20 protein-coding genes and 1 pseudogene are annotated in these 26532 nt (G+C 67.1%); 11 read left to right on the top strand and 10 right to left on the bottom strand.

Annotated features, from left to right (window positions below; translation table 11 throughout):
* Window positions 1–288 precede the first annotated feature (288 nt).
* Both ACZ4VK_RS28700 and ACZ4VK_RS28695 read left to right on the top strand, forming a co-directional pair.
* A complete protein-coding gene (locus tag ACZ4VK_RS28700; RefSeq protein WP_468358096.1) occupies window positions 289–7563 on the top strand; it encodes a polymorphic toxin-type HINT domain-containing protein in 7275 nt (2424 codons plus the stop codon).
* The gene (locus tag ACZ4VK_RS28695) at window positions 7560–7931 is read left to right on the top strand and encodes a hypothetical protein (protein WP_468358093.1); all 372 of its coding nucleotides are present in this window, start codon (window positions 7560–7562) and stop codon (window positions 7929–7931) included. The genes ACZ4VK_RS28700 and ACZ4VK_RS28695 overlap by 4 nt, the downstream gene beginning before the upstream one ends.
* 146 nt (window positions 7932–8077) lie before the next feature.
* On the opposite strand, the gene ACZ4VK_RS28690 is transcribed toward ACZ4VK_RS28695, so the two are convergent.
* Entirely contained in the window at window positions 8078–8296 is a 219-nt protein-coding gene (locus tag ACZ4VK_RS28690) for an SUKH-4 family immunity protein (protein WP_468358090.1), read from the bottom strand.
* Between ACZ4VK_RS28690 and ACZ4VK_RS28685 the strand changes: the two genes are divergently transcribed.
* A complete protein-coding gene (locus tag ACZ4VK_RS28685; RefSeq protein ID WP_468358087.1) occupies window positions 8291–8587 on the top strand; it encodes a hypothetical protein in 297 nt (98 codons plus the stop codon). The two genes, ACZ4VK_RS28690 and ACZ4VK_RS28685, sit on opposite strands and share 6 nt — an antisense overlap.
* Window positions 8588–8817: 230 nt before the next feature.
* Here ACZ4VK_RS28685 and ACZ4VK_RS28680 read toward each other — a convergent pair whose 3' ends face one another.
* Complete coding sequence (locus ACZ4VK_RS28680) at window positions 8818–9072, bottom strand: hypothetical protein (RefSeq protein ID WP_468358084.1); 255 nt, start codon at window positions 9070–9072, stop codon at window positions 8818–8820.
* 115 nt (window positions 9073–9187) lie between these two features.
* On the opposite strand from ACZ4VK_RS28680, the gene ACZ4VK_RS28675 reads away from it, so the two are divergent.
* The 3 genes from ACZ4VK_RS28675 (at window position 9188) to ACZ4VK_RS28665 (ending at window position 10714) form a co-directional block, all read left to right on the top strand.
* Entirely contained in the window at window positions 9188–9703 is a 516-nt protein-coding gene (locus ACZ4VK_RS28675; protein ID WP_468358081.1) for a hypothetical protein, read from the top strand.
* Between the two features lie 296 nt (window positions 9704–9999).
* Window positions 10000–10428 carry a hypothetical protein gene (locus ACZ4VK_RS28670; RefSeq protein WP_468358078.1) on the top strand — a complete coding sequence of 143 codons (429 nt, stop codon included), beginning with the start codon at window positions 10000–10002 and terminating at the stop codon, window positions 10426–10428.
* A gap of 88 nt (window positions 10429–10516) precedes the next feature.
* The gene (locus tag ACZ4VK_RS28665) at window positions 10517–10714 is read left to right on the top strand and encodes a hypothetical protein (RefSeq protein ID WP_468358075.1); all 198 of its coding nucleotides are present in this window, start codon (window positions 10517–10519) and stop codon (window positions 10712–10714) included.
* A gap of 30 nt (window positions 10715–10744) precedes the next feature.
* On the opposite strand, the gene ACZ4VK_RS28660 is transcribed toward ACZ4VK_RS28665, so the two are convergent.
* On the bottom strand, window positions 10745–11041 hold the full coding sequence (locus tag ACZ4VK_RS28660) for a hypothetical protein (RefSeq protein WP_468358072.1): 297 nt from the start codon (window positions 11039–11041) through the stop codon (window positions 10745–10747).
* Window positions 11042–11250: 209 nt separating this feature from the next.
* Entirely contained in the window at window positions 11251–11448 is a 198-nt protein-coding gene (locus ACZ4VK_RS28655) for a hypothetical protein (protein ID WP_468358069.1), read from the bottom strand.
* A gap of 168 nt (window positions 11449–11616) precedes the next feature.
* On the opposite strand from ACZ4VK_RS28655, the gene mobF reads away from it, so the two are divergent.
* From mobF to ACZ4VK_RS28640, 3 genes are all read left to right on the top strand, one after another.
* On the top strand, window positions 11617–13959 hold the full coding sequence (mobF, locus tag ACZ4VK_RS28650; protein WP_468358066.1) for a MobF family relaxase: 2343 nt from the start codon (window positions 11617–11619) through the stop codon (window positions 13957–13959).
* A 93-nt stretch (window positions 13960–14052) separates the two neighbouring features.
* Entirely contained in the window at window positions 14053–14508 is a 456-nt protein-coding gene (locus ACZ4VK_RS28645) for a hypothetical protein (RefSeq protein WP_468358063.1), read from the top strand.
* A gap of 280 nt (window positions 14509–14788) precedes the next feature.
* A complete protein-coding gene (locus tag ACZ4VK_RS28640; protein WP_468358802.1) occupies window positions 14789–15385 on the top strand; it encodes a transposase family protein in 597 nt (198 codons plus the stop codon).
* Here the strand turns inward: ACZ4VK_RS28640 and ACZ4VK_RS28635 are convergent.
* Entirely contained in the window at window positions 15343–16203 is an 861-nt protein-coding gene (locus tag ACZ4VK_RS28635) for an ETEC_3214 domain-containing protein (protein WP_468358060.1), read from the bottom strand. The two genes, ACZ4VK_RS28640 and ACZ4VK_RS28635, sit on opposite strands and share 43 nt — an antisense overlap.
* Window positions 16204–16415: 212 nt before the next feature.
* Window positions 16416–16724, bottom strand: a pseudogene (locus ACZ4VK_RS28630) (2-phosphosulfolactate phosphatase); the annotation flags it as partial.
* An 837-nt stretch (window positions 16725–17561) separates the two neighbouring features.
* On the opposite strand from ACZ4VK_RS28630, the gene ACZ4VK_RS28625 reads away from it, so the two are divergent.
* On the top strand, window positions 17562–18302 hold the full coding sequence (locus ACZ4VK_RS28625; RefSeq protein WP_468358057.1) for a nucleotidyltransferase family protein: 741 nt from the start codon (window positions 17562–17564) through the stop codon (window positions 18300–18302).
* Window positions 18303–19288: 986 nt separating this feature from the next.
* Here the strand turns inward: ACZ4VK_RS28625 and ACZ4VK_RS28620 are convergent.
* The gene (locus tag ACZ4VK_RS28620) at window positions 19289–19936 is read right to left on the bottom strand and encodes a hypothetical protein (RefSeq protein ID WP_468358054.1); all 648 of its coding nucleotides are present in this window, start codon (window positions 19934–19936) and stop codon (window positions 19289–19291) included.
* Between the two features lie 26 nt (window positions 19937–19962).
* Window positions 19963–20721, bottom strand: a complete 759-nt coding sequence (locus ACZ4VK_RS28615; RefSeq protein WP_468358051.1) for a TnsA-like heteromeric transposase endonuclease subunit — start codon at window positions 20719–20721, stop codon at window positions 19963–19965.
* 229 nt (window positions 20722–20950) lie between these two features.
* On the opposite strand from ACZ4VK_RS28615, the gene tap reads away from it, so the two are divergent.
* Window positions 20951–23023: a telomere-associated protein Tap gene (tap, locus tag ACZ4VK_RS28610; RefSeq protein WP_468358048.1), complete on the top strand. Its 2073-nt coding sequence runs from the start codon at window positions 20951–20953 to the stop codon at window positions 23021–23023.
* On the opposite strand, the gene ACZ4VK_RS28605 is transcribed toward tap, so the two are convergent.
* Window positions 23005–24108, bottom strand: coding sequence for a TniQ family protein (locus ACZ4VK_RS28605; protein ID WP_468358045.1), 1104 nt, complete (start codon window positions 24106–24108; stop codon window positions 23005–23007). The genes tap and ACZ4VK_RS28605 overlap by 19 nt on opposite strands.
* 848 nt (window positions 24109–24956) lie before the next feature.
* Window positions 24957–26249 (bottom strand): hypothetical protein, encoded by a 1293-nt coding sequence (locus tag ACZ4VK_RS28600; protein ID WP_468358042.1) that lies wholly within the window; start codon window positions 26247–26249, stop codon window positions 24957–24959.
* Between the last annotated feature and the right edge of the window lie 283 nt (window positions 26250–26532).

The following is a 26532-nucleotide window of genomic DNA, read 5'->3' as shown; positions in this document are numbered from 1 at the left end:
GACGCATCTTCACGTCTTCGTCACGGGGAGAAAGCCGCGACGGGAATGAAATCAAACAGGCGGGGAAGGTATCTCGCTACTTGGCAGAGCTCTCATCAGTATGCGCAAAACCCCAGGTCAATGCCCCTACATTGGAATAATTGGGGCAATTTGGTGCATGTTTGTGCCCGAGATGGGGTGCCAAGATCTGATACATCCATTCATGCTGAAATGGTTGCATGATGTCGGCTGGTTGGTGATTGGCCTGTATTTAATCCAACTGGTTACGATGAAGGTCTAGTTGACTGCGTGACAGGAATCACCAAGCTCAATGTTGTGTGGATTTTTGGTGTCGACTTCCTGCACAATCTGCTGGCAATTAATCGTTTTCCCCGTGCGGCGGTTGAGTGTCTGGCCGGCGGTGGGAGTGGGGGTCTCATGTCCTCGTCCGATCAGGGACGTCCGTTCCACCCGCCTGCGCACCGGCAGCCGGTGCGTGCGCTCAGAAGCGCCCGACGCGGCCGCACCGCGCGTGGTGCCCGCACGGCCGGAATAGTGCTGTCGGCACTGCTTACGGTCTCCCTCCTGCCTACGCAGACCTGGGCCCTGCCTCCGGTCAACCCGCAGCCGCAGAGCGTCGATCTCCCCGAGGTCCAGAAGACCGCGGAAGCCCCGGCGGACGAGCCCAAGATGGAGGAGCTGACCAGCTGGTCCGGTGCCCCCGTCGAACCCCCTGCGGAGTACGTCCCGGTCAACGATGTTCCTCTCGTGGAAGACGCCGGCACGAAGGCGCTCACGCCGGAGACGACCGGACTGGTCCAGGTAGAGGACCTGCCGGTGAAGATCGGCAGGGCGAGCGCCACCGCTGACGAACCGGCTCCCCCCGCCCCCAACGGAACCTGGGGCGTCGAGGTCGAGGCCCGTACTACTACCGAGGCATCCGATGTCGACGGCGCGATCATCACCGTGACACCCCCGGCTACAGGCTCCACTCCCATCGATGTGGAACTCGACTACAGCAAGTTCGAGGACCTCTTCGGCAACGAATGGGCTACCCGTCTTCGGCTCCAGCAGCTCCCGGCCTGTTTCCTCGAGACCCCCGAACTCGACGAGTGCAGCACCGCAGTCGACATCCCCAGCACCAACGACCCGGCTCAGAACACCATCCGGGCCACAGTCGATCCCGCTGACGGCTCGGTACAGGGCATGTCCACACAGGCCGGCGGCAGCCCCGCCGTCCTGGCGGCCTCCGACTCCGGCGCCGGCGCCGGAGGCACATACAAGGCGACTTCGCTCTCCCCGTCAGGCACCTGGAGCGCCGGTGGCAGCAGCGGTGGCTTCACTTGGACCTACCCCCTTACCGTCCCCGCACCCCCGGCTGGACCCGCCCCCAAGGTCGCCTTCACCTACTCCTCCCAGTCCGTCGACGGCAAGACCTCCGTCGCCAACAGCCAGGCCTCGTGGATAGGCGACGGCTGGGACTACCACCCCGGCTTCGTCGAACGCCGTTACCGCAGCTGCTCCGATGACCGCAAGAACAGCCCGAACAACGACAACGAGGACGACAAGAAGAAGCCGGACCTGTGCTGGGCCAGCGACAACCTCGTCATGTCCCTCGGCGGAACCACTACCGAACTCGTTCACGACGCCAACGGCAAGTGGGTTCCTGCCAACGACGACGGCGCGAAGATCGACTACCTCATCATCGGGGAAGACGGCAAGGAGAAGGTTAAAACAGAGCAGGACGCCAAGTACGGCGGCGAGTACTGGCGGGTCACCACCCGCGATGGCACCCGCTACTACTTCGGCCGCAACGACCTCGACGGAGCCGGCACCCGAGCCGTCACCAACTCCGTCTTCACCGTCCCCGTCGTCGGCAACCACACCGGCGAGCCCTGCCACCAGGCCACCTACGCCACCTCCTTCTGCAGCCAGGCATGGCGCTGGAACCTCGACTACGTCGAAGACGTCCACGGCAACGTCATGACCATCGACTGGAAGAAGGAAACCAACCGCTACGCCCAGAACGGCAAGTACAAGCAGACCGTCGAGTATGTCCGCGGCGGCTACCCCACCCAGATTCTCTACGGACTGCGCGCAGGCAACCTCACCGGGCCTCCCGCAGGCAGGGTCGAGTTCAAGATTGACGAACGCTGCATCAAGGAGGGTGCCACCTCCTGCTCTCTGGCCGAGTTCGAGTCCAAGAACTACGCCGACAAGCAGCCCTGGTGGGACACCCCCGCCACGCTTCACTGCAAGGTCGGCATGACCAACTGCCTGGTCACCACGCCTACCTTCTGGAACCGCGTCCGCCTCACCGCCGTCAACACCTACGGCCAGCGCACCCCCGGTTCCACTGCCCTCTCGAAGGTCGATACCTGGACCCTGCAGCAGTCCTTCCCCAAGCAGCGCACGGACACCCACCCCCCGCTCTGGCTGGAGTCGATAACCCGAACGGGATACGGCACCACCAAGGACGAAGAGGGCAACCAGACCTCCACACAGCTGCCCGCAGTCACCTTCGTGGCGAACGTCGTCGACATGCCCAACCGCGTCTCTACCAGCGCGGAAGACAAAACCCCAGACTTCGATCGTCTGCGCGTGGAGACCATCCGCACCGAGTCCGGCGGCGACATCTACGTCGACTACTCCGCACCCTGCCCCGTCGGAACCACCCACCCGAAGCCCGAGGACAACACCACCCGCTGCTTCCCGGTCCACTGGTCACCCGACCCTGACCTGGAAACCCCCAACCTCGAGTGGTTCAACAAGTACGTCGTCGACCGCGTTATCGAGAAAGACCGCGCCACCCGCGAACCCGACGTCACCACCACCTACACCTACGGCGACGTGAACACCCCTGGCGCCGCTTGGGCCAAGGACGCCGATGAATTCTCCAAGCCCGAACTGCGCACCTACAGTCAGTGGCGTGGCTACGCGACCGTGACCGTCACGCGCGGCGAAAACTACGCCGGCACCACTGGCGGCTACGACCGTGCCGAGCAGTCAAAGACGACCACCCGCTACTTCCGCGGAATGTCCCGCGACGCCGGACGCGCCCTCATCACCGTGAAGGACTCCGCAGGCAGGGAGACCCTCGGCGAGGACCTCCCTGCCTACCAGGGCGACGCCGCCGAAACCATCACCTACACCTCCAGCTCCGGCAGCGCCACTGTTCAGGCCCGCGAGCTGTCCTGGCCGTATGCGAAGGAGACCGCGAAGCGCGGCCGCGGCGACGGCCTTCCCGACCTCAAGGCCTACCGCACCGGGACCGTTCGCACAGACAAGATCGAAACGATCAGCGCCGGTATTCGCACCGTTCGCACTGACACCGCATACGACGACACCCTTGAGCAGACGCCCGCCTATGGTCTGCCGCTGACCGTCCACACCACCGCACGCACCGCCGACGGCACCGTTACCGACGAGCAGTGCACCACCACTGAATACGTCCACAACACCAGCGGCGACAACAATCTCGTCGGCCTGCCCTGGCACACCCGCACCATCACCGGCGCCTGCCCCACCTCTGGAACCGCCCCCGCCGAGCGGACCATCACCGAATCCCGTACCTCCTACGACAGCCTCAATGCCTTCGGGACTGCCCCGATGAAGGGTCTGTCCTACCAGGTCGACACGGTTGACGGTGACGCCATTGGATGGATCACCACCACCCGTACCTCCTACGACAGCCTCGGTCGCGCGATCAAGGTCACCGACGCAGCCGGCAATGACACCACCACTACATATGACCCGCTAACTGGTCCCGCCTTCAGCATCACCGCCACCAAGGACGTAACCCTCACCTCCGTCCACAGCTCCACAACCACCTACGACCCCGGCCGCGGCACAGCACTGACGGTTACCGACACCAACAACCGCACAACCACCAGCAAGTACGACGACCTCGGACGCGTCACCGACGCCTGGAGCGCTTCACGCAAGCCCGCCACCGACAAGGCCTCCGTCCACTTCGCCTACCAGTTCGACGACAACAAAGTGCCCGCTGTCACCACCAGCACCCTCCGCGACAACGGCACGTACGACGACGCCATCACCCTTTACGACGGCATGCTCCGCCCCCGCCAGATCCAGACCGAGGCCCTTGGCGGCGGCCGCATCGTCACCGACACGCTCTACAACCCCAGCGGCACCGTCCGCGAGTCCAAGAACGGCTATCTCGCCCCCGGCGAGCCGACCGCCGAAATCTTCGTTCCCAAGACCGTCTTCGACGTCCCCAACTCCACCAAGACGTCCTACGACGGACTCGGCCGCCCCACCCGCGTCACTACCCTCAAGAACGACATCGCCCAGCACACCGCCACCACGCAGTACGGCGGCGACTGGACTCTGGCCCGCACCGGCATGAACCCCGCTGGCACCGCACCCCTGCAGGGAAGCCGCGCGGTCAAGAGCTGGACGGACCCCCTCGGACGTACCTCCAAGATCCAGCACTACACCACCGTCAGCGTCACCGAGCCCGCCACCACCCTCGACACCACCTACACCTACGACGCGCGGGGCCAGCTCACCAAGATCACCGATCCCAAGGGCAACAACTGGACATACAGCTACGACACCCGCGGCCGCCTGACGGCCTCCACTGACCCCGACGTCGGCGCCTCGAGCTTCGGCTACAACAACCTCGACCAGCGCATTTGGTCCAAGGACACCCTCGACCGAGTCCAGTACACCTTCTACGACATGCTCGGCCGCACAACCGAAGTCCGCGACGACTCCGCCGCCGGCCCCTTGGCCGCCCAGTACACCTACGACACCCTGACGGCAGCTAAGGGCCAGCCCGTCGCTTCCACCCGCTACAACAACGGCAAGGCGTACACAAGCGAAGTCACTGGCTACGACGCTGAGTACCGCCCCACCGGCACCAAGATCACCATCCCCACGGACACGCTCACCAAGGGCCTCGATCGCAGCTACGCATACAGCTACGACTACACCGCAACCGGCAAGCCGCAAACCGTCACTCTCCCCGCCGTCGCCAGCGTCGGTCTCGCCGCCGAAAAGGTCATCACCCGCTACAGCGGCGAAGGAGCACCCCTCACCACCTCCGGCCTCGTCTGGTACACCACCGGCACCACCTACAGCCCCCACGGCCAAGTCCTGCGCACCGTCACCGGACAGGCACCACGCCGGATCTGGACCACCAACGACTACGACCAGCACACCGGCCGTCTCAGCGAAACCGAATCCATCCGAGAGACGGCCAACCCTCACTGGATCACGACCCTCACCTACGGCTACGACACCGTCGGCAACATCACCTCCATCAAGGACCAACAGTCGGCCACCCAGACCGACCAGCAGTGCTTCTCCTACGACCCCATGGGCCGCCTCGTCAACGCCTGGACCGGCAGCGCTGGTTGCCCCACCAGCACCACCGAGCAGAGCGCCCCGGCGCCCTCCAGTACCCAGGTGACGCCCGGCATTAGCGGCACCGGCTACTGGCAGTCCTACGCCTTCGACAGCATCGGCAACCGCACCAGCCTCACCGTCCGCGACCCTGCCGGCATCAAGGCAACCGAGACATACAAGTACGACTACGGCAAGACGGTCTCGAACAACGGCACCCAAAGCACCCTCGTACAACCCCACACCCTCGCCGCAGTCAGCTCCACTCAGGACATCAACGGCTCGACCTACACCCTGCGCCAGAGCTACAACAGCGACGTCACCGGCAATACCACCGAACGCATCACCGCAGGCGGTACCACCACCGGTTTCACATGGGATCGCCGCAACAAGCTCACCTCAGCCGACAGCGACAATAACGGCACTGCAGACGTCAGCTACCTCTACGACGCCAACGGCAACCGCCTCATCGAAGCCACCAGCACCACCCGAACCCTCTACCTCGGTGACACCGAAATCACCGTCAACACCGCCGGCGAAGCCGTCGACGCCCAGCGCTACTACACCCACCCCGGCGCCCCCACCACACTTCGCACCACCGGCGGCAAGAGCACAGACCACAAACTGACCGCCCTCCTCACCGACCACCACAACACCTCCACCGCCGCCGTCGAGCAGACCAACAACCAGAACATCACCCGCCGCGCCTACGACCCCTACGGCAACCCCCGCGGCACCCGGCCCACCGACTGGCCCAGCCGGCACACCTTCCTCGGTGTCGGAATCGACGACGCCACCACAGGTCTCACACACATTGGCGCCCGCGAATACGACCCCACCACAGGCCGTTTCATCTCTGCCGACCCCCTCATCGACATCACCGATCCGCTTCAGATGAACGGATACACCTACGCCAACGGCAACCCCGTCACCAACTCCGACCCCACCGGTCTCAAACTCGACGACGGATCCGGCGGCAAGGGCGAAACGTTCTATGAGGACGCCGAATGGGGCACGTGGGACGGCGGCGCCCTCGCTGAGGCAACACATGCAGTATTCGAGGAGACCGTTCTCCTGGACACCGGACCACTTCAAAAGTGGCCTCGCAACCGGGACACCGTGGGCGGCAAGAAGATGGCACAGATGACAAGGAAGTTTGATCCGACCAACGGAAGCGTTATCGATCAGATTTCCTTCAAAATGTGGGCTGCCGGCGCCACGGACCAGCAAATCGAGTACTTCCGATCAAACTATTGCGAGTTTGTCACCTGCTACTCCTGGAAGGAATCTCTTCTCACAGGCACGAGCATCGACTCAGAAATTTACGACAAGAGCGCCGCGCAGATAGCTGGAGAATCCTTTGCGGGAGGTCTAGGAGCACGCACGCTAAGCGGAAAGGGAAATTCCTCCAAGGGAGGGTGCGGTAACAGCTTCGCTCCAGGCACCGAGGTCCTCCTCGCGGATGGCACCACCAAGCCCATCGAAGACATTAAGGTCGGCGAAAATGTACTAGCCACCGACCCTGAAACTAGTGAGACCGCGTCCAAGCAGGTAACCTCCACCATCTACACCCAGGCCGATAAGGCATTCGTCGATCTCACCATCACGACTGCCGATGGGCCTCGCATCATCACCACAACGGACCACCATCCTTTCTGGTCTGAATCCGAACAAAAATGGCTAGACGCCGGCGAAATCAAGCCCGGCGTGACTCTCCGCACCAACCACGGAGCCGCCGCCACTGTCCAGGCCACTAGCAGCTACACGGCGAAGCAGGACACCCACAACCTCACGATCGCTGACCTCCACACGTACTATGTACTGGCGGGTGAGACTCCAGTACTCGTTCACAATAGTAATTGTCCTACGAGCGCTGCGAACGGAGAGAAGCTTCGTAAACAGCTCGCTGAGAAGGCTGGTCAGCTTCCCGGTATTCGCTCAGCAGATGACATCTTCGATACCCCGTCCGTCCTCAGGGGTGGCGTAACCCCCGACCAGGTCAAGCCGTTCTTTGCAGGTAGGTCGGGATGGCGTGAAGAAGGACTGGGGCGCGGCAAGAATGCTGGAGGTGGATGGGTGATTCGCGAATACACGGATCGAGGAAATCCGACCGGTCGGATGCTCAGGTGGAATCCTGGCGGTGGCCATCATGGCGATGGTGCCTACTGGAGAGTTGTGGGTCCTGAAGGAGATCTGGGAGGAATCATTCGATGACCGGAGAGCGAGAGCTGGCCGACTTTCGGCGGTGGACTCTCACCGTGTTGGACCTGCTCAATGCAGAACCCGATCGTCAAGCTGCATATTTGCAGGCGGCAGGAGTGGGAGCAGATGAAATCTTGCTTCAGCTCGACGACGTGCTGAATGTGGCTCGCGCCAGAGTGAGCGATCATTCGCTGAGTCATGAGGAATATCTCCTACTCCAGTCGGTCAATGAACACGCGGATTCTATAAATTTGGGGCCCGAGTCGATTTGGACTGAAGTTGCGCTCGAAGAAGCAGCCGAATGGCGAGCACTTCGGGCTGCGGCGAGGGCGGCGAAGTCGAGTCTGGAGAGTAATTGGAGTCAGGGTTTTGATAATTAGTCAAATTCGCTAAGAGGTCCTATAATAGTCGCACTCTGGGGAGTTAACGGTGAAGTCCATTTTGCTGCAGCTTCTGATCCGACCTGTGCCCTGTGCAATTTTTGGAACCGATCACACCGGAAACAGCGGTCTGTAGGGTAAGCGCGTCAGCCCCACATGCCGAGGGCGAACTCTTCGAAGAATCTGCTCCATTCGCCGTCCTCGCTGGCGAACGGTGTCTGGTCGACCTGGGTGATGCGTTCGCGGAGAGCCTCCACGGCTTCAGTGCGTGCTCGGTCGTCGTTGTGGGGGAGCTCCTTGAACTCAGTGAGACCGGTCTCGGCCACGGCGAGGGTGTGAACGAGGGAGGAGACGTCCTGGTGCATGGGGACGTAGAACTCCTCGCCTTCGGCGAACGATTAGATCTGGCCGGTCTGGGGATCGAGGGCGACGGTGGCGTACTGAAACTCCCCGAGGATCTCCCACTGCTCGGTCCCTTCGGGAGAGTGGCGCCGTCGGCGTCGAAGGCTGTTTTGAGGGACGGCCGGCACTCGAGGCGGTCGGTGGAGTCGAAGTCGATCTTGGTGGAGAACAGCTTGCTCGAGGGCAGCCCCACGGTGGCCAGGAACCTGGCTGTGCCGGGGTGCATGCGGCTGCCGACGGGGTGGGGGAAGTAGGTGACGCCGTTCAGTCCGTAGACGTCGGTCACGTTCTGAGGGGTTACGGTGAAGTTCATTTTTCAGCTCGGCAGGGTCCCGGTCGGTCTTGGACCGGTTGGTGCGGGCGACGACGACCAGAGAGATGGCTGTGCTTCGGCGGGCGGGAGACCTTCACCTCGGTAATCGCGACATGCCCGGTACGACGAGCTGCGGGTCTTGGGCCGTGTGGCCCTCTGGAGGGACGGTCCTCAGGCGGTCCAGCTTGACTCGAGGATGTCGTCGGTGATGCGGGTCCAGGGAGAGTCCTCGTCGGAGAACGGGACGGGGTCGAACGATTCGATCTTGTCTTTGAAGCGGGACTCGAGCTCGTCGAGGTCGTTGCCGGATCCGCAGGCGGCGACGAACTCCTTGTAGGCAAGGAGCGTGTAGACCAGGGACTCCACGTCTTGGTGCAGGTGCTGGCATTCGTCCAGGGGGGTGCCTTCGGGGAAGGCCCGCGACACGGTGCCCGCGCCGGGTGCGCTGCCCGGTGAGCTGCGCTTTCAGCCGAAGTTCGACGGTTCTCCAGACACTTGAAGTTGTCTCATCCGAGTGACACCGCGGCACATCCCGGCCACCATGGCGCGCGGCGAACTCCCACCCGGCGGCCGATGCGACATCAAGACCCTCGCCCGCGAAGCCGGCGTCGACCGCACCGCTTTCTACGGCTCCCGCCCCTACGCTCACCTTCGCAAAAAGTTCGAACGCCGCCTGCAGATCCTCCAGCGGGCCGGGGAGATCCCTGACCCGCGCGAGGCCCAGATCGTCCGCCTCAAGACCGAGGTGGCCGCGCTCAGGACACGGCTGGCCGCAGCGGAGGAGACCACCGAAGCGCTGAGCGACTTCCGCGCCCAGGTGTACCCTCCCGGCCACCCCACCACCGCGCCCACTGCCGGTACGGCGGCCGACCCTGCAGGGCCGGTAAAGACCCGCGAGACTGCATCAGACGGCTTCCGGCGCACACTCGCCGCCCACCACGAGGTGTGGACGCCGTTCCAGCAGAACCCGGCCCTGGCCGACGCTGTCGGGTGCCAGGAGCAGGGCCCGCCACGACATCGGCTCCCGCACCTTCGCCGACCCCGAGGACTCAAATAGTAAGGGGCCATCGGCAAATGTGCCGGGGGCTGGCCGTCGGTCGTCTTCCAGTGAATCGCATGTGTGTCAGATGCCGCGCGTCCCCCACCAGATCGCTCACACCCCACCAACGACCCAGAACCCAAACCGCTTCGGATCAATGTAGGCGGGTTCTTGCCAATTGCGCCGCGCGCCTTGTCCCGTGCGGACGCCGCCTGCATCGTCGGAACCTGCGCCCAGCATGAGGGCAGGGCGAGAAAAATCGGGGGTACGAGATGAAGATTCTGAAAGGGACGACGTCTAGACCAAGGACGCTCGTGCTGGGAATTCTCGTGGTGATCGCGAGCCTGCTGCAGGCTCCGACTGCGTCGGCGACCGATCCGGCAGACGCTCCACCCGGCTACGGCGGACCGTTCAGCTCTTGCGCGGGTCAAACGTGGAAAACCGTGGCCCTGCGCAACGGCACCAGGGAACTCGGGTACATGCAGATCTGGTACTCCGGCAGCTATAAGGGGGGTACCTACTGTGCGAGGGCCGGCGAGGGGATCTCCGGTGCGCATTACATGAAGATCGTCGTCCGCCGCGGGGACTGGCAGACTGCCTGGTACGACTCGGGCACCTACAACCAGTATGCCGGTTATATCGACGTGTACGGCGCGGCGACGAAGTGTGTCCACTTCTCTGGCCAGGTCACGGTGAATGGGGTGAAGTACGAGCGGACTTGGCTGACCCCCGAGTGCCTTTGACGCCGACCTCCTCCTGGGCTGTTCTCTTCGGCCGCCCGACGGGAAGACGGAGCTGCACGAGTGCGGGCCCCGGTGCCTGGTCGACGAGGTGGGCGCCGCCTGGGAGGAATGGATCAACCATGGGCGTGGGCGACGGTCCGGCCTCCTGGTCGCCGAGATCATGGTGGACACGGCGCAGGAGCGCGGATCGTGGCGGCATCCAGTGCGCTTCGCCCGGCTCCGGCGGTGCGTCGCGGTCACGGACGTCCAGCCCTTCGGCGCGGGCATCGAGCCCACCAGCGGCTGACCGCCCTCCCGCCGCTCCCGGCGGGGTGCGTTACGGGCCCGTGAGGATGTTGTGGGTGCCGATGCGGCGCCAGATGACGTGCTGTACGCCGGGGCGTATCGCTGGCCCGTACTGCCAGGTCGCCCGTCCGTTGCCGTCCCAGGCCAGCTCGAAGACGCCGGGCGAGCTGCGGACGCCCTTCACGCGCAGGCCGGCGCGGAAGCGCCCGCGTCCGGTGCGCAGGTCGTCGACGAAGGCGGCCACGGCCTGGCGGAAGCGGCGGCGCTGGGCGGGGGTGAGGCGGTGAAGGTCGGCGGTGAAGCGCGGCAGGGTCTCGTAGGTGGGCACGGCGAACTCCTCCAGGAAGCACGAAGCCCCCGGCCGGTCGGCCGGGGGCGGTGGTGGCTGTTCGTGTTGAAGGGCGTCGGTGACGCGGTGCGCTCAGCGGTGGTGGGCGGTCGGGGAAGTGGTGCGTTGGTGCGCGTTGGATGGCGTTGGAGTCGGCTCGGGTCGGGTGGTGCTGGTGTGGTCGTGGCGCAGTATTTGCACGGCCCGGGTCAGAGGCCGTAGCGGTCGTTCATCAGGTCGTTCCACCTCTGCATGTTGGGCAGGTCGTTGGCGCAGGCGGTGCAGTAGGGCTGGTAGTCGGTCCGGGTGGGGTGCGGCACGTTCGAGTGGATGACGACGGTCGGGCGCAGCGTGAGGGGTCGGCCGCACAGCGGGCAGAGGTCTCCGTGGAGCAGTTCTGTAGTCATGCGGCGGACTGTGCACAGGTCGGCGGCTTACCGTCTCGGGCTGGCCCGGCGGCCCGCCTGACGGGCGCTCCGGTAAAAATCTGGTGATGCCCTCCCGCCCGGCGGGACCGACCCCGGATCACGCTTCTGCGCAGGTCAGCGCCGGGGTTCCATGGGTTGATGATCAGCATGTCGCCAGTTCGCCCGGGGGCTGGGGTGCGCTACCTCTTCCGTGGCGTGATGGTCGGCGACGGCCACCGCCCGGCGGGTACGCCGTTGCGCGCCGCCCAGGACGAAGCCGGTGTCCCGCCCGGGATCTGGAAGGGCCGGGGCCTGGCCGCGCTCGGCCTGGCGGCTGGGGACGTGGTGACCGAGCGGCAGGCCGAACTCCTCCTGGGCGAGGGCCGGCACCCGGACGCCGACCGGATCGAGCGCGAGCTCCTGGCGCAGGGCAAGAGCCCGGCGCAGGCGAGGCGGGCGACCGTGCTGGGCAGGCCCATCGAGCACAACCGCTCACCCAAGACCGACAAGGCCAAGGAGCGCACCCCCTGGCTCGCCTTCGACCTGGTGTTCCGGCCCCCGCCGACCGCCCACATCGCGTGGGCACTGATGGACGACGAGCATCGCCGGGTGCTGGAGCTGTGCGACGACATCGCCCGCGACAAGACCCTGGCGTGGCTGGAGGCGTCGGTCGCGGAGATCCGCTCGAAGGCCGGTGGCAAGCAGCGGGCCCGGGTCAAGGACGGGCTGATCGTCGCGGTCTTGAGGCACTACGAGTCCAGAGCCACGGAATCGAGGCCGCTGCTTCACGGTCACGCGGTTGTGTCGATCCGCGCCCGGCGGCCGCACGACGGGAAGTGGGGCAACCTGTCGGCGGACTCGCTGATGACCCACATCGTCGCCGCCGACACCCTCTACACCCTGCACTTCATGGAAGAGGTGACGGCCCGGCTCGGGTGGGCGTGGGAGCCGCGCGAGGTGACCCCGGGCCGCCGGCCCGTCATGGACATCGCCGGCATCGACCGGCGGCTCATCGGCTGGCAGTCGACCCGCCGCCAACAGATCGAGGACGCGCTGCCCCTCCTCACCGCCCGGTACGAGGAGAAGCAGGGGCACCCGCCGGGGGAGCGGGCCGCCTACGCGCTGGCCTGCCAGGCCGCCGACCAGACCCGCCCGCCCAAGCGCACCGAGCTGCTGTCGCTGACCGAGCTCCGCGAGCGATGGCGGGACTCCGCGATCCGGGCGCTCGGCGCCTGCACCGTCTACCGGCTCGCCGAACGGGCGCGAGCGGCGGCCGCAGCGGTGTTGGCCCGGGTACGGCCGGTGGTCGACGTCGCCCTGGCGGCCGTCGACGCCGTGGTGTACGTGATGCGCGGCGCCTTCGCGCGCCACCACCTGCTCGCCGAAGCCCGCCGCCACCTCTCCTACGTCCTGCGCGGCCGACCCCACGAGCCGGGCCTGGACGAGACGATCGTGCAGACAGCCGTCGACGACTACACCCGCCCGGTCGGGCGCGGCCGGAAGGTGACCGCCGATCTGCGGGCCCTGTACCCGCGTGACACCGACGACCAGGCCGTGCTGCGCCCGCTGACCCGCAAGCGGACCACCCCACCGTACGAGCGGGCCCGCCTCGCCGCCGACGCCCTGGCCGCCCGGGTCCACGCGGTGCGCCGTGCGGAGCGCCTGGGCTCCCGCCCCCGCCCATACACCGTCGCGGTGCCCGCCGCCTCGAGGTCGCACCCGCGGCCGTTCCGCACCGGGCGGAAGGACGGCCGTCTCCTGGAGCCGGAGACCGGCGTCGACACGGTGGAGCAGACCCGCCAGACCTTGGAAGCCGCCGCCGCGAAGGTGGCCGCCACGCTCCAGGACAGCCAGCGGGCACGCGAAGCCGCCCACGGCCCCCGCCCCCAGCCCACGCCGACGACGGCTCCGCAGCCGGACACCCAGCAGCAGGCCCGGCACGCAGCACACGCCGGGCCGAACCACAGGGGGAGTCACGTGAACACCCCGGAAGAACCCCCAACCCCGACGACGCCCTCGCCAGCGCCCGTGCCGCCCGCAAGCAGATGGCCGCCGCCCTCGACGAGGACCAGGAGCCCGAAGTCGACGAGCCTCTGGGGTGGCAGCCGATCTGGAAGCGCCCTCGGAAGCCGAAGTCGAAGGCAGCGAAGAAGGCGGAACTGCGCAAGCCTGGACCGGGAGACTTGGAACCGACTGATCGCCACCCTCACCCAGTACAGCCCCGCACGCCCGGACACCCGCTGCCTTGCCTACTACAACCCGCTGACGCTCGGAGCCACCGACTTCGACAACCTCCACGTACGCGCGGGCCGGCTCGGCGACGCCGAGATCCTGTACGACCAGTCCGAAACAGACTTCAGCCCCTCCAATCTCTGGGCCGATGACCGCTCCTGGGTCCTGTGCACCGACTACGACCTGTGGGCCACCAAGGTCGTGGGTTCACCAGCCCTCATCAACGCATTGCTGAACGACTCCGAAATCGAGGCAGTTCGCCTACCTTGGGCACACTGATGACGAGCTGCCCTGGCTCCTTTCCCAGCCCTGGAGCGGTGAGCACTCCAGTTCCTGCCTGCTGGGGCCGGACGGCCCTCTACGATCCGGTGCTTGCTGGATCCTGAGCTGCTGGAACGGATCACCGCGCGGCGTGCGGAACTGGATGACCTCGAAGCACAGCTGGCCACCCAGCTGGCGGAAGTGCGGGCCGAACGGGACGAACTCGCTGTCGCCGAACGCGTCCTTGCCCGGATAACCGGGCAGCTCGCCGAGGAACGCGCCTCCGCCAGGCCGATGCCGGGGCAGGTGGGCGGCCGGGCGGTGATGCTGATCCCGCACCGCGAGCCGGGCCAGGAGGAGGACGCGCTGCCGTGGGACTACCAGCGCCTCATCGCCGCCGTGCGACAGGCCGCCGGGCCGGTCATGGCGCGTGAGGTGGGCGAGGTGGTGGGGGTGGACTTCAGCGTGAAGGCCAAGCTGGAACCGCTACGCAGCAAGCTAGGCAGACTTGTCGATCGCGGCTGGCTGCGCAAACTACCCGACTGTCGGTTCACCACCCGCCTATGACCAGCAACACCGCCACTTGGAGCGGCACGGAACGGGCGTGACCCGGTTGCCCACCGGCGGCCGTTGAGATTGTGTGACGAATACCAACGTGCGCGCCGAGGACACCTGCTTGCTTGTCTACCGGTGCCGACTGCCGCTGTCCACGCGCACCGTCAGCCACCTCGCCGATCTGCTCAGGCGCCATCTGAAGACGATTCGGTCCAGGTGGCGGATCCTGCCGCCGGGGAAGATCGCGGTGATCGTTCTGGCCGTACTGCGCCATGACCAGCGCCTGGCCGACATGGCCGGCGGCAACGACGTGTCCGAGCCCACCGTCCGCCGCTGGCGCGACGAGCTGATCGGACTGCTCGCCGACCAGGCGCCGCGCCTTGACCGCGCCCTGCGGAAGGTCGCCAAGCAGGGCGGGGAGGCAGTCCTGATCGACGGCGCCCTCATCCGCACCAGGCGCCGCACCGGCAAGGCCGACCGACGGAACTACTCCGGCAAGCACCGCAGCCATGGCCTTCACTGCCTCGCCCTGACCGACGAGAACGGACGCCTGATCTGGATATCCGCGGCCCGGCCCGGCCGCGCCCACGACAACACCGCCGCCCGCCACGACCACATCCTGGGCCCACCTGCGCGCCGCCGGCCTCGGGGCACTGGCCGACCTTGGCTTCCGCGGCCTGGACAACGACATCCTCGACCCCGAGATCGTCACCGGCGCCCGGGCCGTCGGCATCACCGCCGTCCACTTCACCGACGCCGGCACCCTGCGCACTGCGCTGGAGGACCTTCCGGACCGGTGAGGATCCGGTCGAGCCCCCCACACCCTTGGCGGGGCGTGAGTCGGCGCTACTGGACGGTCAGCACGTCCACGCCGATGCCGATGGGGTAGTAGCGGAGCATGTCTTGAAAGGTCGCTGTCTCCGCGTACGTGTTGACGACCGACTCGGCCATGACCCCTCGGGCGCCCTTGTTCAGCTTCTCGGGGAGGAAGAAGGTCCCCAGCGGCTCTTCGTATCCCTTCTGGGCCTCGAACCAGCGCTTCCAAGACGCTCGCACGTCGTACCCGGGCGTCTTGGAACGCCACACCGAGCAGACGTCGTTGAGCCCCCAGGCGAACTGGCGGTAGTGATTCGGGCCTCCGCCGCCGAACACGTGGAAGGCGAGTTGCGGGGTGCTTCTGGTGCCGCCGAAGGACAACTGGAGCGACTGGTCGCGCTCCCATTCCGCAGGCAGCACATCCGACAGCGTGTTCCCGTTCAGGACGATCCTGGTCTTGTCGTCACCACCGAAGAAGAACTCCGGCTTGAAGGCCGGATCGCAGGTCGTCACCGCATACGTCATGGCGGCGTTGCTCTTGTCGGAGATCGCCTCCACCCAGTACTCCTCCCGTGGGTGGTACACGTTCCGCACGAACGGGCCGCCGCTCTCCAGCGGCGTACGGAAGACGGGCGGCCCGAGCTCCTGCCGGAACTTCTCCAGCGTGTAGCCCGCTCGGAGCTGCCGGAGCTTGCGGTACTCCGCGGCGCGCCAATCCGTCCCCGTCTCCCTGAGGACGGTCACGGCCGTGACGAGGGTGCTGACCGCCGTCAGGAGATTGGACAGGAAGAAGACGGCCACCAGCACGACGTTGCGCTTGGTGAACGAGCTGAACCGCTCACCCGCCGTTGCGCTCGTCTCCGGGGATCCGGGTGCTTCCGAGTCGTCCATGGCCGCTCCATCGTGTCGGCCGCGCCCCGGCGTCCACACCTTCGGACCATAGGTCGGGAGCCGAGGGAGCGCACGCTCCCGACGGCCGGTCGGTGGACCAGGGAATCCGAGGGCACCCGAGCAGGCCGAGGACAGCCGACGGCTCCCTCGGATTCCCTGGTCAGCCGACCGGATGCGGCCCTCCCACGGTGAGAGTCGGAACTCACCCGTGATCAGATCGAAGCCTTGTCGGGCAGCGACGGCACGGCGCGCGGACGGAGGACCATGAGCGAGTCCTCCGAGGTCGCCACCATGGCGAAGGGGAACCGGTCGAGCTCGAGGCAGAGGGCGACGTCATCAGGGTGGGCGCCTTGACGCACGCCTTCCGTCAGTTCGGCGGCGGCGCGCGACTCTCCGGCGCGGCGCAGGTAGTCGGCCGCGTCCGTCACGGCCTCGGCGGCCCTCCGAGCGATGTACTCGGCGCATGCCAGATCCTCATCGGCACGACCGTCCTCGCCGGTGACCACGAACGTGACCCCCTCGCACTCGTGTCTCCGTGGTCGTCGGGGTCGGGGATAACGTTCTCGACGAAGCGGATGATGCTGCGGGCGATGCCGGGCACCGCCGTGGTGGGGGAGTCGCGCGCCCAGTCCCGCAGCGCGGACAGCAGCACGCACCCGACCTCGTCCAGGACGAAGGAGTCCGCGCACGGATCGGCGGCCTCCCCCGTCGACGGCCGTGACGCGCCAGACGATGTCCTCGGCCAGCCGCAGCAGGACGAACACCAGCTCCAGGTCCGGCTTCCGCCCGCCCGGCGACAGCGCCGCCGCCACCCATCTGCAGCGCCAGGAGGTAGTCGAAGCCCCGCTCCACCTGCTCGGGCGTCAGCGGCGCACGGGACGGGATCAGGTACGGCATGAAGCTCTCCTCACGATGACCGCCGTGCGACTCACGGCGTCGTCTTCGTATGGTCGGCGCGCTGCCCTGTGGACAGAGGACGGAGAACTCTCCCTCTCAACTCGAACCGGACGAATCGGGGCTGCAAGGGCCAAATCCGACCCCTTGTCCGCCAGGGTCGGCCCGACCGCGAACCCGCCCCAACCCCTTGTCCACCTCTGCTACCGCCCTGGCCGCTGCCGTTTTTCTCCTTGACCACGGCCGCTGCCGCCCACGGTCAGACCGCGGACAAGGGGGTCGGTTGCACGCTGCTCCCTCGAGTCACCGCCCCCTCTGGGGTGGTCCGAAGAGAAGGAGCCACCGCGATGACCACGCACCGACCACCAGCCGGCGCCCGGCGCGCCCACCTTGGGGGACTGGCCTTCTCCACGGCCATGCTCAGCATCGGCAGGTCGACAAGTGCCGTTGTACGATGCGTAGTTGTGCGATTACTTGCAGGCAATGGCAGTGGTGAACCCGCTGGCCTCGGTGTGGTGCGGCAGGCGGTGATCCTGGCCGGTGGCGCCGGGAGCCGGCTGCAGCCACTGACGTCGACCAGACCGAAGGCGATGGTCGAGGTGCACGGCACGCCGATCCTGCGGCATCAACTTGACTGGTTCGCCGAGTCGGGAGTGGAGCAGGTCGTCATCTCTGCGGGCCCCCGGGCGCAGGTGATCACTGACTACCTTCTCGCCCGCCCGTTGCCCGTGCGCACCGATGTGGTGGTCGAGGCGCGGCCGCTGGGCCGGGGCGGGGGGCTAAAGCTGGCCGCCGCTACCCTGGAGCGGTCCGACGAACCGTGGCTGGCGGTGTACGGGGACATCTGGACGCGGTTCCCCCTCAACGTGATGTTCGCTCACCACCAGCGTCACGCGGGGCTCGCTACGGTTGCTCTGCCCCGTCCTTGGCTGCCCAGGGGCAGCGCCGAGTGTGACGATCTGGGCCGGGTGACCGCACTTGCTTCGCGGACACCTGCGCCGTTGCGGGTGAACGGCGGCGTCTTCGTCTTCGAATCGCAGGTGCGGGAGATGCTGCCGGACGAGGGCGACCACGAGGAGACCACGCTCCCCCTGCTGATCCGGATGCAGCAGCTCATGGGTTTCTCGGTCAATGATCCGTGGCGGGCCATCAACACACCACGCGATCTGCGCGACATCGAACGCGAGATCGCCGCCCATAGCTGACACTACGTGCAGCCTCCAGCCCGGCCGCCGTCCACTCCAGCCATCGCCGTGCGATGGGGCTGGAGCGGACGGCGGGCACAGCATCAGCGGCGCCTCCAGTTGGCGCTCGGCGACAGGGCCTCCAGTGCCGCGCGGCGCCGCTCGTAGGGCCAGGCGGCCATGTCGGTGCCGTCCGCGTGGACCAGGTTGAAGATCACGTAGTGCGCCGGGCCGCTGGCCCGCGCCCTCGATCGCTGCCGCGCCGGGCGGGGCGCTGCTGGAGCCGCTCGAACGCGAGCCGGCGTTGTTCCCACACGACCTGTTCGCCGTCCAGGCCGCCGTGGTCGGCCCGGCCGCGAGCCCGGCCCCATCCCCTTGTCCACCTCTGCTACCGCCCTGGCCGCTGCCGTTTTTCTCCTTGACCGCGGCCGCTGCCGCCCACGGTCAGACCGCGGACAAGGGGGTCGGTTGCCGCTGCTCCCTCGAGTCCCCGCCCACCAGGGCGGCCTGAAGCGAAGGAGCCACTGCGATGACCACGCACCGACCACCGGCAGGCGCCCGGCATGCCCGCCCCGGCCACGGGCCCGACCAGCGCCGGGCAAGCTGGCCCGGCCTCCTGTGGTGCGCACTTGGGACGCCACTGTGGAACCCACTTTGGTGCCCGTCACCAAGCCGGACGGAGAAAGCCCAGGTCACCACGCGGATACGGCCGCGCGCCGCGTTGTGACAACCCTCTTCTCTCCTCCTGAACTTCGCTGTGATGTCCGTGGAGGAGGAGATCATCGGGTCCGGGGGCCGGATGCCCTTGGCGGCCGGGCGCGGCCGGCGCTCGGCAGGTGGCCGCGCTCGGCAGTCGGCGGGGAGGGAGCGCAGCTGATGGGGGTCAAGCGTGAGGAGAACCCGGCGGGGTCGTCGAACAACCTGCGCGGCGACGTGCTGCGCGTGCTCGGAGTGCTGAAGGTTGCGACGGTCGAACAGATCCAGCAGATCTCAGCCCCGCACCTGAGCTACCGGCGCACCGTGCGGCGCACCAGCGTGAACAGCGCCGACCCGGTGATCGCAACCTTGCCCTCCCGCTCTCTGATCAGCTGCAGCAGGACATCGACCACACGCGAATCGCACCGCCCGTGCAGCGATGGCATCCGTGTCCGCCGCTTGTCGACCAGCCCCCACACACCGCTCTTCTCGTACTGCAGCCGCTTGCGCTGAACGGTGTGCCACGACACGTCGAAGTCCAGCACCGCGTTGAGCTCGGCCGCCTTCGCCTTGTACCGCTCGATCAGCGTGAACTCACCCGGTGCGTACCCCGGCCGAGGCGTGGCATCCTCGGCCTGTCCGGGCAGCAGACCGGTCGCCACCTCGATGACGTGCCGCTCCCAGATACGGGCCTCCCGATCGGCATCAGGACTGATCCCGTCCATGAGACCGATATCGGGGATCGGCGTGTGCTCCACAGGCCGACCATCGGCGTCCTGAACGGCGAAGTCACGGGCCGAAGCCAAAAGGCCGATCGGAAGGGCCACCAGAGGCAGGCCACTTCCCGGCCGCGGCGCCAGATGCACCATCACGCCGTCCAGCAACACCACCGAGTACCGCTCGCCTCGCCAGCGCACCATATCCCCGCACGACAGCAGGCCATGATGCGCACGCGACACCCGCTCGGACGTAGCCGCCCTCGCCATCACGACGGCTCTCCGACCCGGAACGGCCGCATCGACGGCATGGCACCCCCGCCGCGGCGGACCACCGACGCCGGCCTCAAGGAGATGCCCCAGTCCATCGTCAGCTTGCGGCGCCACATCAGGTGGTATAGACGCGGCAGAGCCTGGAGACGAGGAAGACCTGCCGCCTCTATCCCCTCCAAGAGACCTGCCGGCGCCTCGAACGCCTCAAGCAGAGCCCGCTCCATCGCCTCGTCGGCGCACCGGGGATGCCGGTAGCGGGAGACCCAGCGCAGATTGGCCAGCGCCACGGGACGAGGCAGCTGAGGAGAACCCAGCCGCCACCTCGCCTCGGAACCGGCCTCCCTGAGCACGTCCTGTTGCCGCTGCCACCTGCTGCTGGAGCCCGACGCGGGCGGACAGGCCACGACCACCCTCTCACCTGCCGCCGTACGGACGAAGAAGTCCGGCACAAAGCGGCGGATCCGGCCCCGCTCACGCCACTCCAGACGGGCCGTCCACGCCGAGAACTCGGCAACGTTCGGATGGAAGTCCAGAGGCATCGCCACCGACAACCGCTGAAGCGACCGGCAGCCTACAACCTTGCCCGTCGTCGCCGACCGCCAAAACGTCACAATGCTGCGCTCGGAGGGGTGCCGCAGCGGAACCCAGACCGGATCCCCGTCGGTCAACCTGATCCCTGCCGCCTGTGCGGCGGGCCGACTGATCTCCCGTCCCCGGTCGTCGCGATGGACAATCTGCAGGCTCCGTGACGCCATCCATGCTCTCCTGCATCTGCGCATGCGCTGTTCCACGCCCGCACTTGCCGCGAATCCCCGTACCGCAGCCCGGCCGTCCGGGAGACGGACCTCAGCGCGATACTCGAACGATGAGGCAGGAGTAAATGCGCGGCGTACAATTCCCGTCAATTCCAGAAGAGTTGGAGAAGCCCACGCCGGGAGGGAATGTCCCTGTCTGGATACTCCCGCCTACCGCTCCACCCTCCTTGTGCAGCATTCGGACGATGACGCGAACTCGCGTACCAAGTGGACAGACCTGGAAGATTCCGGTCCTGTGCGAGACGACCACCAAGACGCACTGTTCGCCCGCGTCGATGCCCTGCTGGAATCCCTTCAGACCCCGCTCCCTCCCCCCGAAGAGCGCGCCAGCCTCAGGCAGCGCGCTCACCTCACACCGGAACAGCTGGCACAGGCACTGCAATGCGAGCCCCGGGACGTCGATGAGTGGGAAACCGGCGCCCGAGAACCACAGGGCATGCAGCGAGCCGGCTACGCCCGCCTTCTCAACGGCCTTCGGGACATCGACGCGCAAGCCCACCAGGAACCAGCGGCGACCGGCACTATCACACCCCCGCCGAACCCTCCCCGGACCCAGTCTCGGACCAGGCCCTGGGCCCGTGGTGTTCTGGCCCAGCACAGAGCGGCGCCACAGGCGCGTTTCCCGCGAGGGCCACTGGCCGTCATCGACCAGGCCGGCGAGGGCCTCATCGCCTACTTCGCCGACCAGACCCGCACCGACGTCGAGGCCGATCATCTCACCGGCCTGGTGCAGTGGGCGCTCAGCGCAGATATCGGACGCGAACGCCTGCACAAGCACGGAAGGAAGGACGCGGACCCCCTCCTCGTCCTGACCCCGCCAGCCATGCAGTACCTCGGCCTCCCCCCTACCCTCGAGGGCCGCACCACACTGAGGCTGCCTGACAACCACCCGCAGATCAGCCAGCTGCGCGCCGCCGGATTCCAGCTCACCAGGAGCGGATTCGGACCGTGGACACGCGCCTATCTGCCGGTCAGAGACGGCAAGCGATCCTGCGTACAGCTCGCCCTGACCGGATGGGGAGCCCTGTCCGACCGCGACGGATGGAACCTGCCCACTCTCCAGCCCGGCCCGCTGGCCAGACTTCTCGGCACCTACTCCGACCGCGTCATCACCCCCACCGGCTCCACGGCAGTATGCGGCCAGGAACTCATGACCGCTCTGCGCCCCCCGACACGCGCAGAGCGCTCGGACACCAGCGGACAATGGGTCTCCGCCCAGAACTCCAACGCACTGTGGCAGCCGATCGAGCCGGCCCCACCAGAGGCGCACGACGCACACCCCCTCGCCCAGGGACGCCTGCCCGAGGACGCCATGAACGAGGAAGCCTGGGACTGGAGCCGGCCGCCCGCCGATGGTGAGACCAACGAGTTCGCTCATGTCGTCGGCATCGACATCAATCTCGCCTTTGTCTCGGTCGCTTCCAGCCTCGTCGTGGGGCTGAATTCACCGCCTCGCCATGTGACCGACCCCCATTTCGACCCCAAGGTCCCCGGCGCCTGGCGGTGCGACTTCTCCCACGTCCCGCACGACCCGCGCCTGCCCTCTCCCTTCACCACCACCGGCCAGCCGCCCACCGGGCCCGCCTGGTACGCCACTCCCACGGTGAAGTACGCGAAAGAGGAATTAGGCATCCCCGTCCAGCCGCTCGAGGCATACCTGAGGGACGATCACGGCCGATACCTCGATCCCTGGTACGAGCGGCTGCGCAATGCATACCTGGACACCATGGCCGAGGCCGGTATTCACCGAGGCACGACGCAGGAAGAGTTCCTCCGCGCCATGAAGACCCTGCCTGACGCCGACCCCGAACTCCTCGGGCTGCTCGCGGCCATCAAGGCCACAGGCAAGGGCGGCATCGGCAAACTGAGGGAAGGCCCCCGTGGCACCATCGCCCCCTATCAGCGCTGGGCCGCGCTGGAAACACCCACCTGGCGCCCCGACATCCGCGCCGCCGTCATCTCCACGGCCCGAACCCGTATGCACGGCAAAATGCTCAAACTCGCCGAACGCACCGGCCGCTACCCCCTCGCCGTGCTCTCCGACTGCGTCGTCTACCCAGCCCACAAGCCCACGGCACTCGACGTCGTCCCATCAGCCCCCGACGGTGGGCGACTCCCCGGCATGTTCCGACTCGGAGTCAACCCCGGCTACGCCAAGCAAGAAGGCACCCGGCCCATGAGCTGGTACCTCCACCAGCACGGCCAGGGCCTCAACCCCGCCCGCTACATCAAGAACGACTGACCTGCGCACGCGGGGGCTGGGGCCACGGGCCTCAGCCTCCGAAACCCACGCTCGTCATCGGCGAACCCAGCCGCCACGGAAGACACGACACCTTCTCTAACGGCCCGCCCGAAGATCACGCGATGCGGCTCCAGCAGCTCCAACGACACACTCCGAGCCGCCGGCCGCACATCCTGCCCCAGGCGCTGCACCACCGGCACCGTGTTGCGATGCGCCACCAGCCACGCCTCCAGAGCACGATGGCCACCCTCGGCCATCTCCCCGCCCATGCCCAGACGCTCACCCACCCACTGGACCCACCTGCCCGTCGTCCAACCGGCCGGCCCCCCGGCGAAACTCCGCCCCACAGCCCGCTGACGCTCCCGCACCGCCATGGACTCCGCCACCACCACAGTCTCCGGATACACCACCAGCGGAACCGCCCACAGCGCCGAACGGTCCACCCCCAAAGCTTCCTGCCGCCGACGCCACACCCCCCGCGAACCCATCTGACGGCACTGCCACCAATACACCGCCACCTGCTGCGCATCAGCCATCAAAGCCCGGCCGTACGGGCCTACCCTGCGCTCCAGCCGAGCCCTGCGCTCATGCGCCTCCACAACCTCGGAAAGCCCCGACAGGCCCACCTGAAATCGCCCCCCAGCCCGTCCCATCCAGCGTCCGTGCCGCACGCAGACAGCCCACTGCTCCCCATGCACCCGCCACACCGGACGCTCACTGCGCCCCGCCACACACAACGCACACGCCTGCACCGGACGCGCATCCACCGGCCACGCCTCAACCTGCACCTGATGACGCGCCCGCGCACTGATCCGACTCCCCAGCCACGACGGCAAAGCCCGCGCCAGATCCGCCGGCGAACGCCCACACGTCACGGACAGAAGCCGTTGAGCCACCGGTCCTAACCGCACCTCCTGCAGTTCGGCATCCACCTGCCCAAGCGTCCGCGGCCCGCCGATCCGCCAGACCAACACCTCGAGCGCCATCCCATTGCGCTCCGCCAGCCGCCACAGGAACGACGCGACGGTCTCGCCACGAATCAACTGCACCCGCCGCGGCAAAGGCTCTGCCGGAACCACAACCACCCTTTGCTCCCTGCTCTCTCTCATCACGCACGGATCCCGACAAAGAGACGCCATGCCACCTATGAGGCTGAACGCCGACACCGTCCAGGAAGCCCTCGACAGGGCAGACGCCCGACACTGGACACGCAACCGCCTCGCTCGCCACGAGCAAGGCTGAAATACCTCCTGCGCCACTACAACGGCGACCTGGCGGCCCTCGCCACACACCTCAAGACCACACCTCAGGCGCTCGACGGGCCGCTCGATCCACAACGACCAGCGGACAGCACCCTTTTGCAGCAGACAGTGGAACGAGAGGTCATCCGCCTGTGGCAACCCCGGATCCGACGGCGCGCTCACGACACCATCCTGCACAACAACGGGCAGATGATGGTCAGTTTCCGGGCTTGGCTTGGCTTCACCGCTGCAGCCGGATCATCGGACGACCCGCGGCTGCGGACACTCACCCTCAGCCTTTCCGCTCCCTACCCCGAGCACCTCTTCCCGCCACCGCAACGCGCCGGAAGAGGAACTCCTCAGACTCCTCAGCGATGCCCTCGGCGCCTGCTACTTCCACCGCAACCGACCACACGTGTCCGGCGAAAGCGTCAGCATCGAAAGAGTCGACTACCTGGAGTTCTACTACTGACCTGCATCCGCCGTGGCGACCTTCCCAACCGCCCAGCCCCTCTACGGAGATGGCCTCCACGAGACCCGTCGGGGAACATCCCGAGACCAGGTCTGTGGCCGGCAGCCGTGTCCGATCACGTCGACACGACACCTCATGACGTGCCGCAATTGCTCCGGATGCCAGACACCACGAGGGCCACATGCTCAGAGGCTTGCATCAGCGCGATTGAAGGCCAAGGTCACAGGTCCAGCAGTGCTCTCAGCGCGACGATGCCGTGCCACAGCGATTCGACGGAGACCTCGGATGAGAGGGGTGTCGTCTCGGTCCACCCGTCGTAGTCGCGGCCCGCGTCAAGGACCGGACCCCATCCCTGAGACCTCCACTCCGCGATGACCTCACGTTCCAGCCTCTCGGCATCACGACCGGCTGTGAAGGCCAGCCTGTCGTGCAGCCTCCAGCCCCGGCGCTCATGCTTCTCGACACGTCCGGTGCCGAGGTTGCAGATCCCGACCTTGGCCGCCTTCAAGCGGTCGTGGCGAAGGAGGTACACCAGCGCCGGCTGGTCTCGCTTGAAGCCGGACTCCGCGCACTCGACGCACCCGCTGCCGCGGCTGTTCACGCTACCCAAAGTCGTGTGGACGACTGCTCGGCAGTCCAGGTTCAGGCACTGGCATCTCCAGCGTTCCCGCACCCCCGGATACGGCTCCATGGGCTGCAGCCCGGCTGAGATCATGATGCCCTCTGCCACGTGCGGCGCGATCACCACGCCAGCGCACCACTTGCAGGCCTGCGCGCCCCGGCGGACCCACCCGAGCCGGGGATAGATGATCCGGTCCCGCGGACCGGGGCATGCCGGAGCCAGGCACTTGCAGCGCCAGCGCTCATTGACTCCCTTGTACGCGTCGAGCGGCTGGGCTCCGACCGCGAGCATCTCGCTGACGGCCTGCTGGTCGGGCACGCGCATCCGACCGCCGCAGTGCTTGCACCCTCCCTGCCCGTTGAGGACCACATTGGCGTAGGAAGGCGTGATGTCGTTGGCGCCGCACGCCAGGCAGACGCACAGCCACGGCTCGTCAGCTGCGCGGTATGTCTGCTGCGGTTCGACGCCTCGCTGGACCATCTCGTACGTCGCCCGCTCAGGGCGGATCGCGACGCGGGCGCAGAACTTGCACGCCGAGATCTTGCTGAGGCGGGCATCCGACAGACGTGGACTGATCTCGGCGGGACTGCCTTCCCACAAGCCAGGGCACAGAGCGCTGAGGCAGCGACTGCGCCAAGGTATGTCCACGCCGGGGTAGGGGTCCAAGGGCTCCACGCCGGCGGCACGCATCTCCGCGACTGCGACCTCTGCCGGAACCTTCCGCTTTACCGCAGCCCGGGCACGACCGCACGGGTCGCAGCCGCCCCGTTCCGGCCGCATCACGTTGCGGTAGATCGGCGTGCGGAACTGGCCGCAGTCCATACACACGCTCAACCACGGCTTGCTGCTGGAGGGCCACGCCGAGACAGGCCAGACCAGTTTGGCGATCATGTTTGTCTTGGCGACTTCGGGATCAAGGTGACGAGGCACTTCACTCCAAGGGATATACAGGGGCCGAACCCGCACCGATCGCCGAACACCGGTGTCCTGCCACTAGTGTCCGGCAGCGCCAAGAAACCGGTGCAGAGTCCGCGGTGGCCAAGCTCGCCGGCCAGACGCACCGTCACGTCGCCGAAGTCCCCCACCGCGGACCCGCCTGCAGGCAACTTCGAACCTACCGGGAGCACCGCCAGCGCCTGTCTGGCAAAGCCAACGGGGAAGCCTCCCGGGCAGT

The sequence above is a fragment of the Streptomyces sp. NPDC028711 genome (assembly GCF_055565415.1).
Note: the sequence above shows the minus strand (reverse complement) of the source record. Positions and strands in the feature narration are given on the sequence as shown.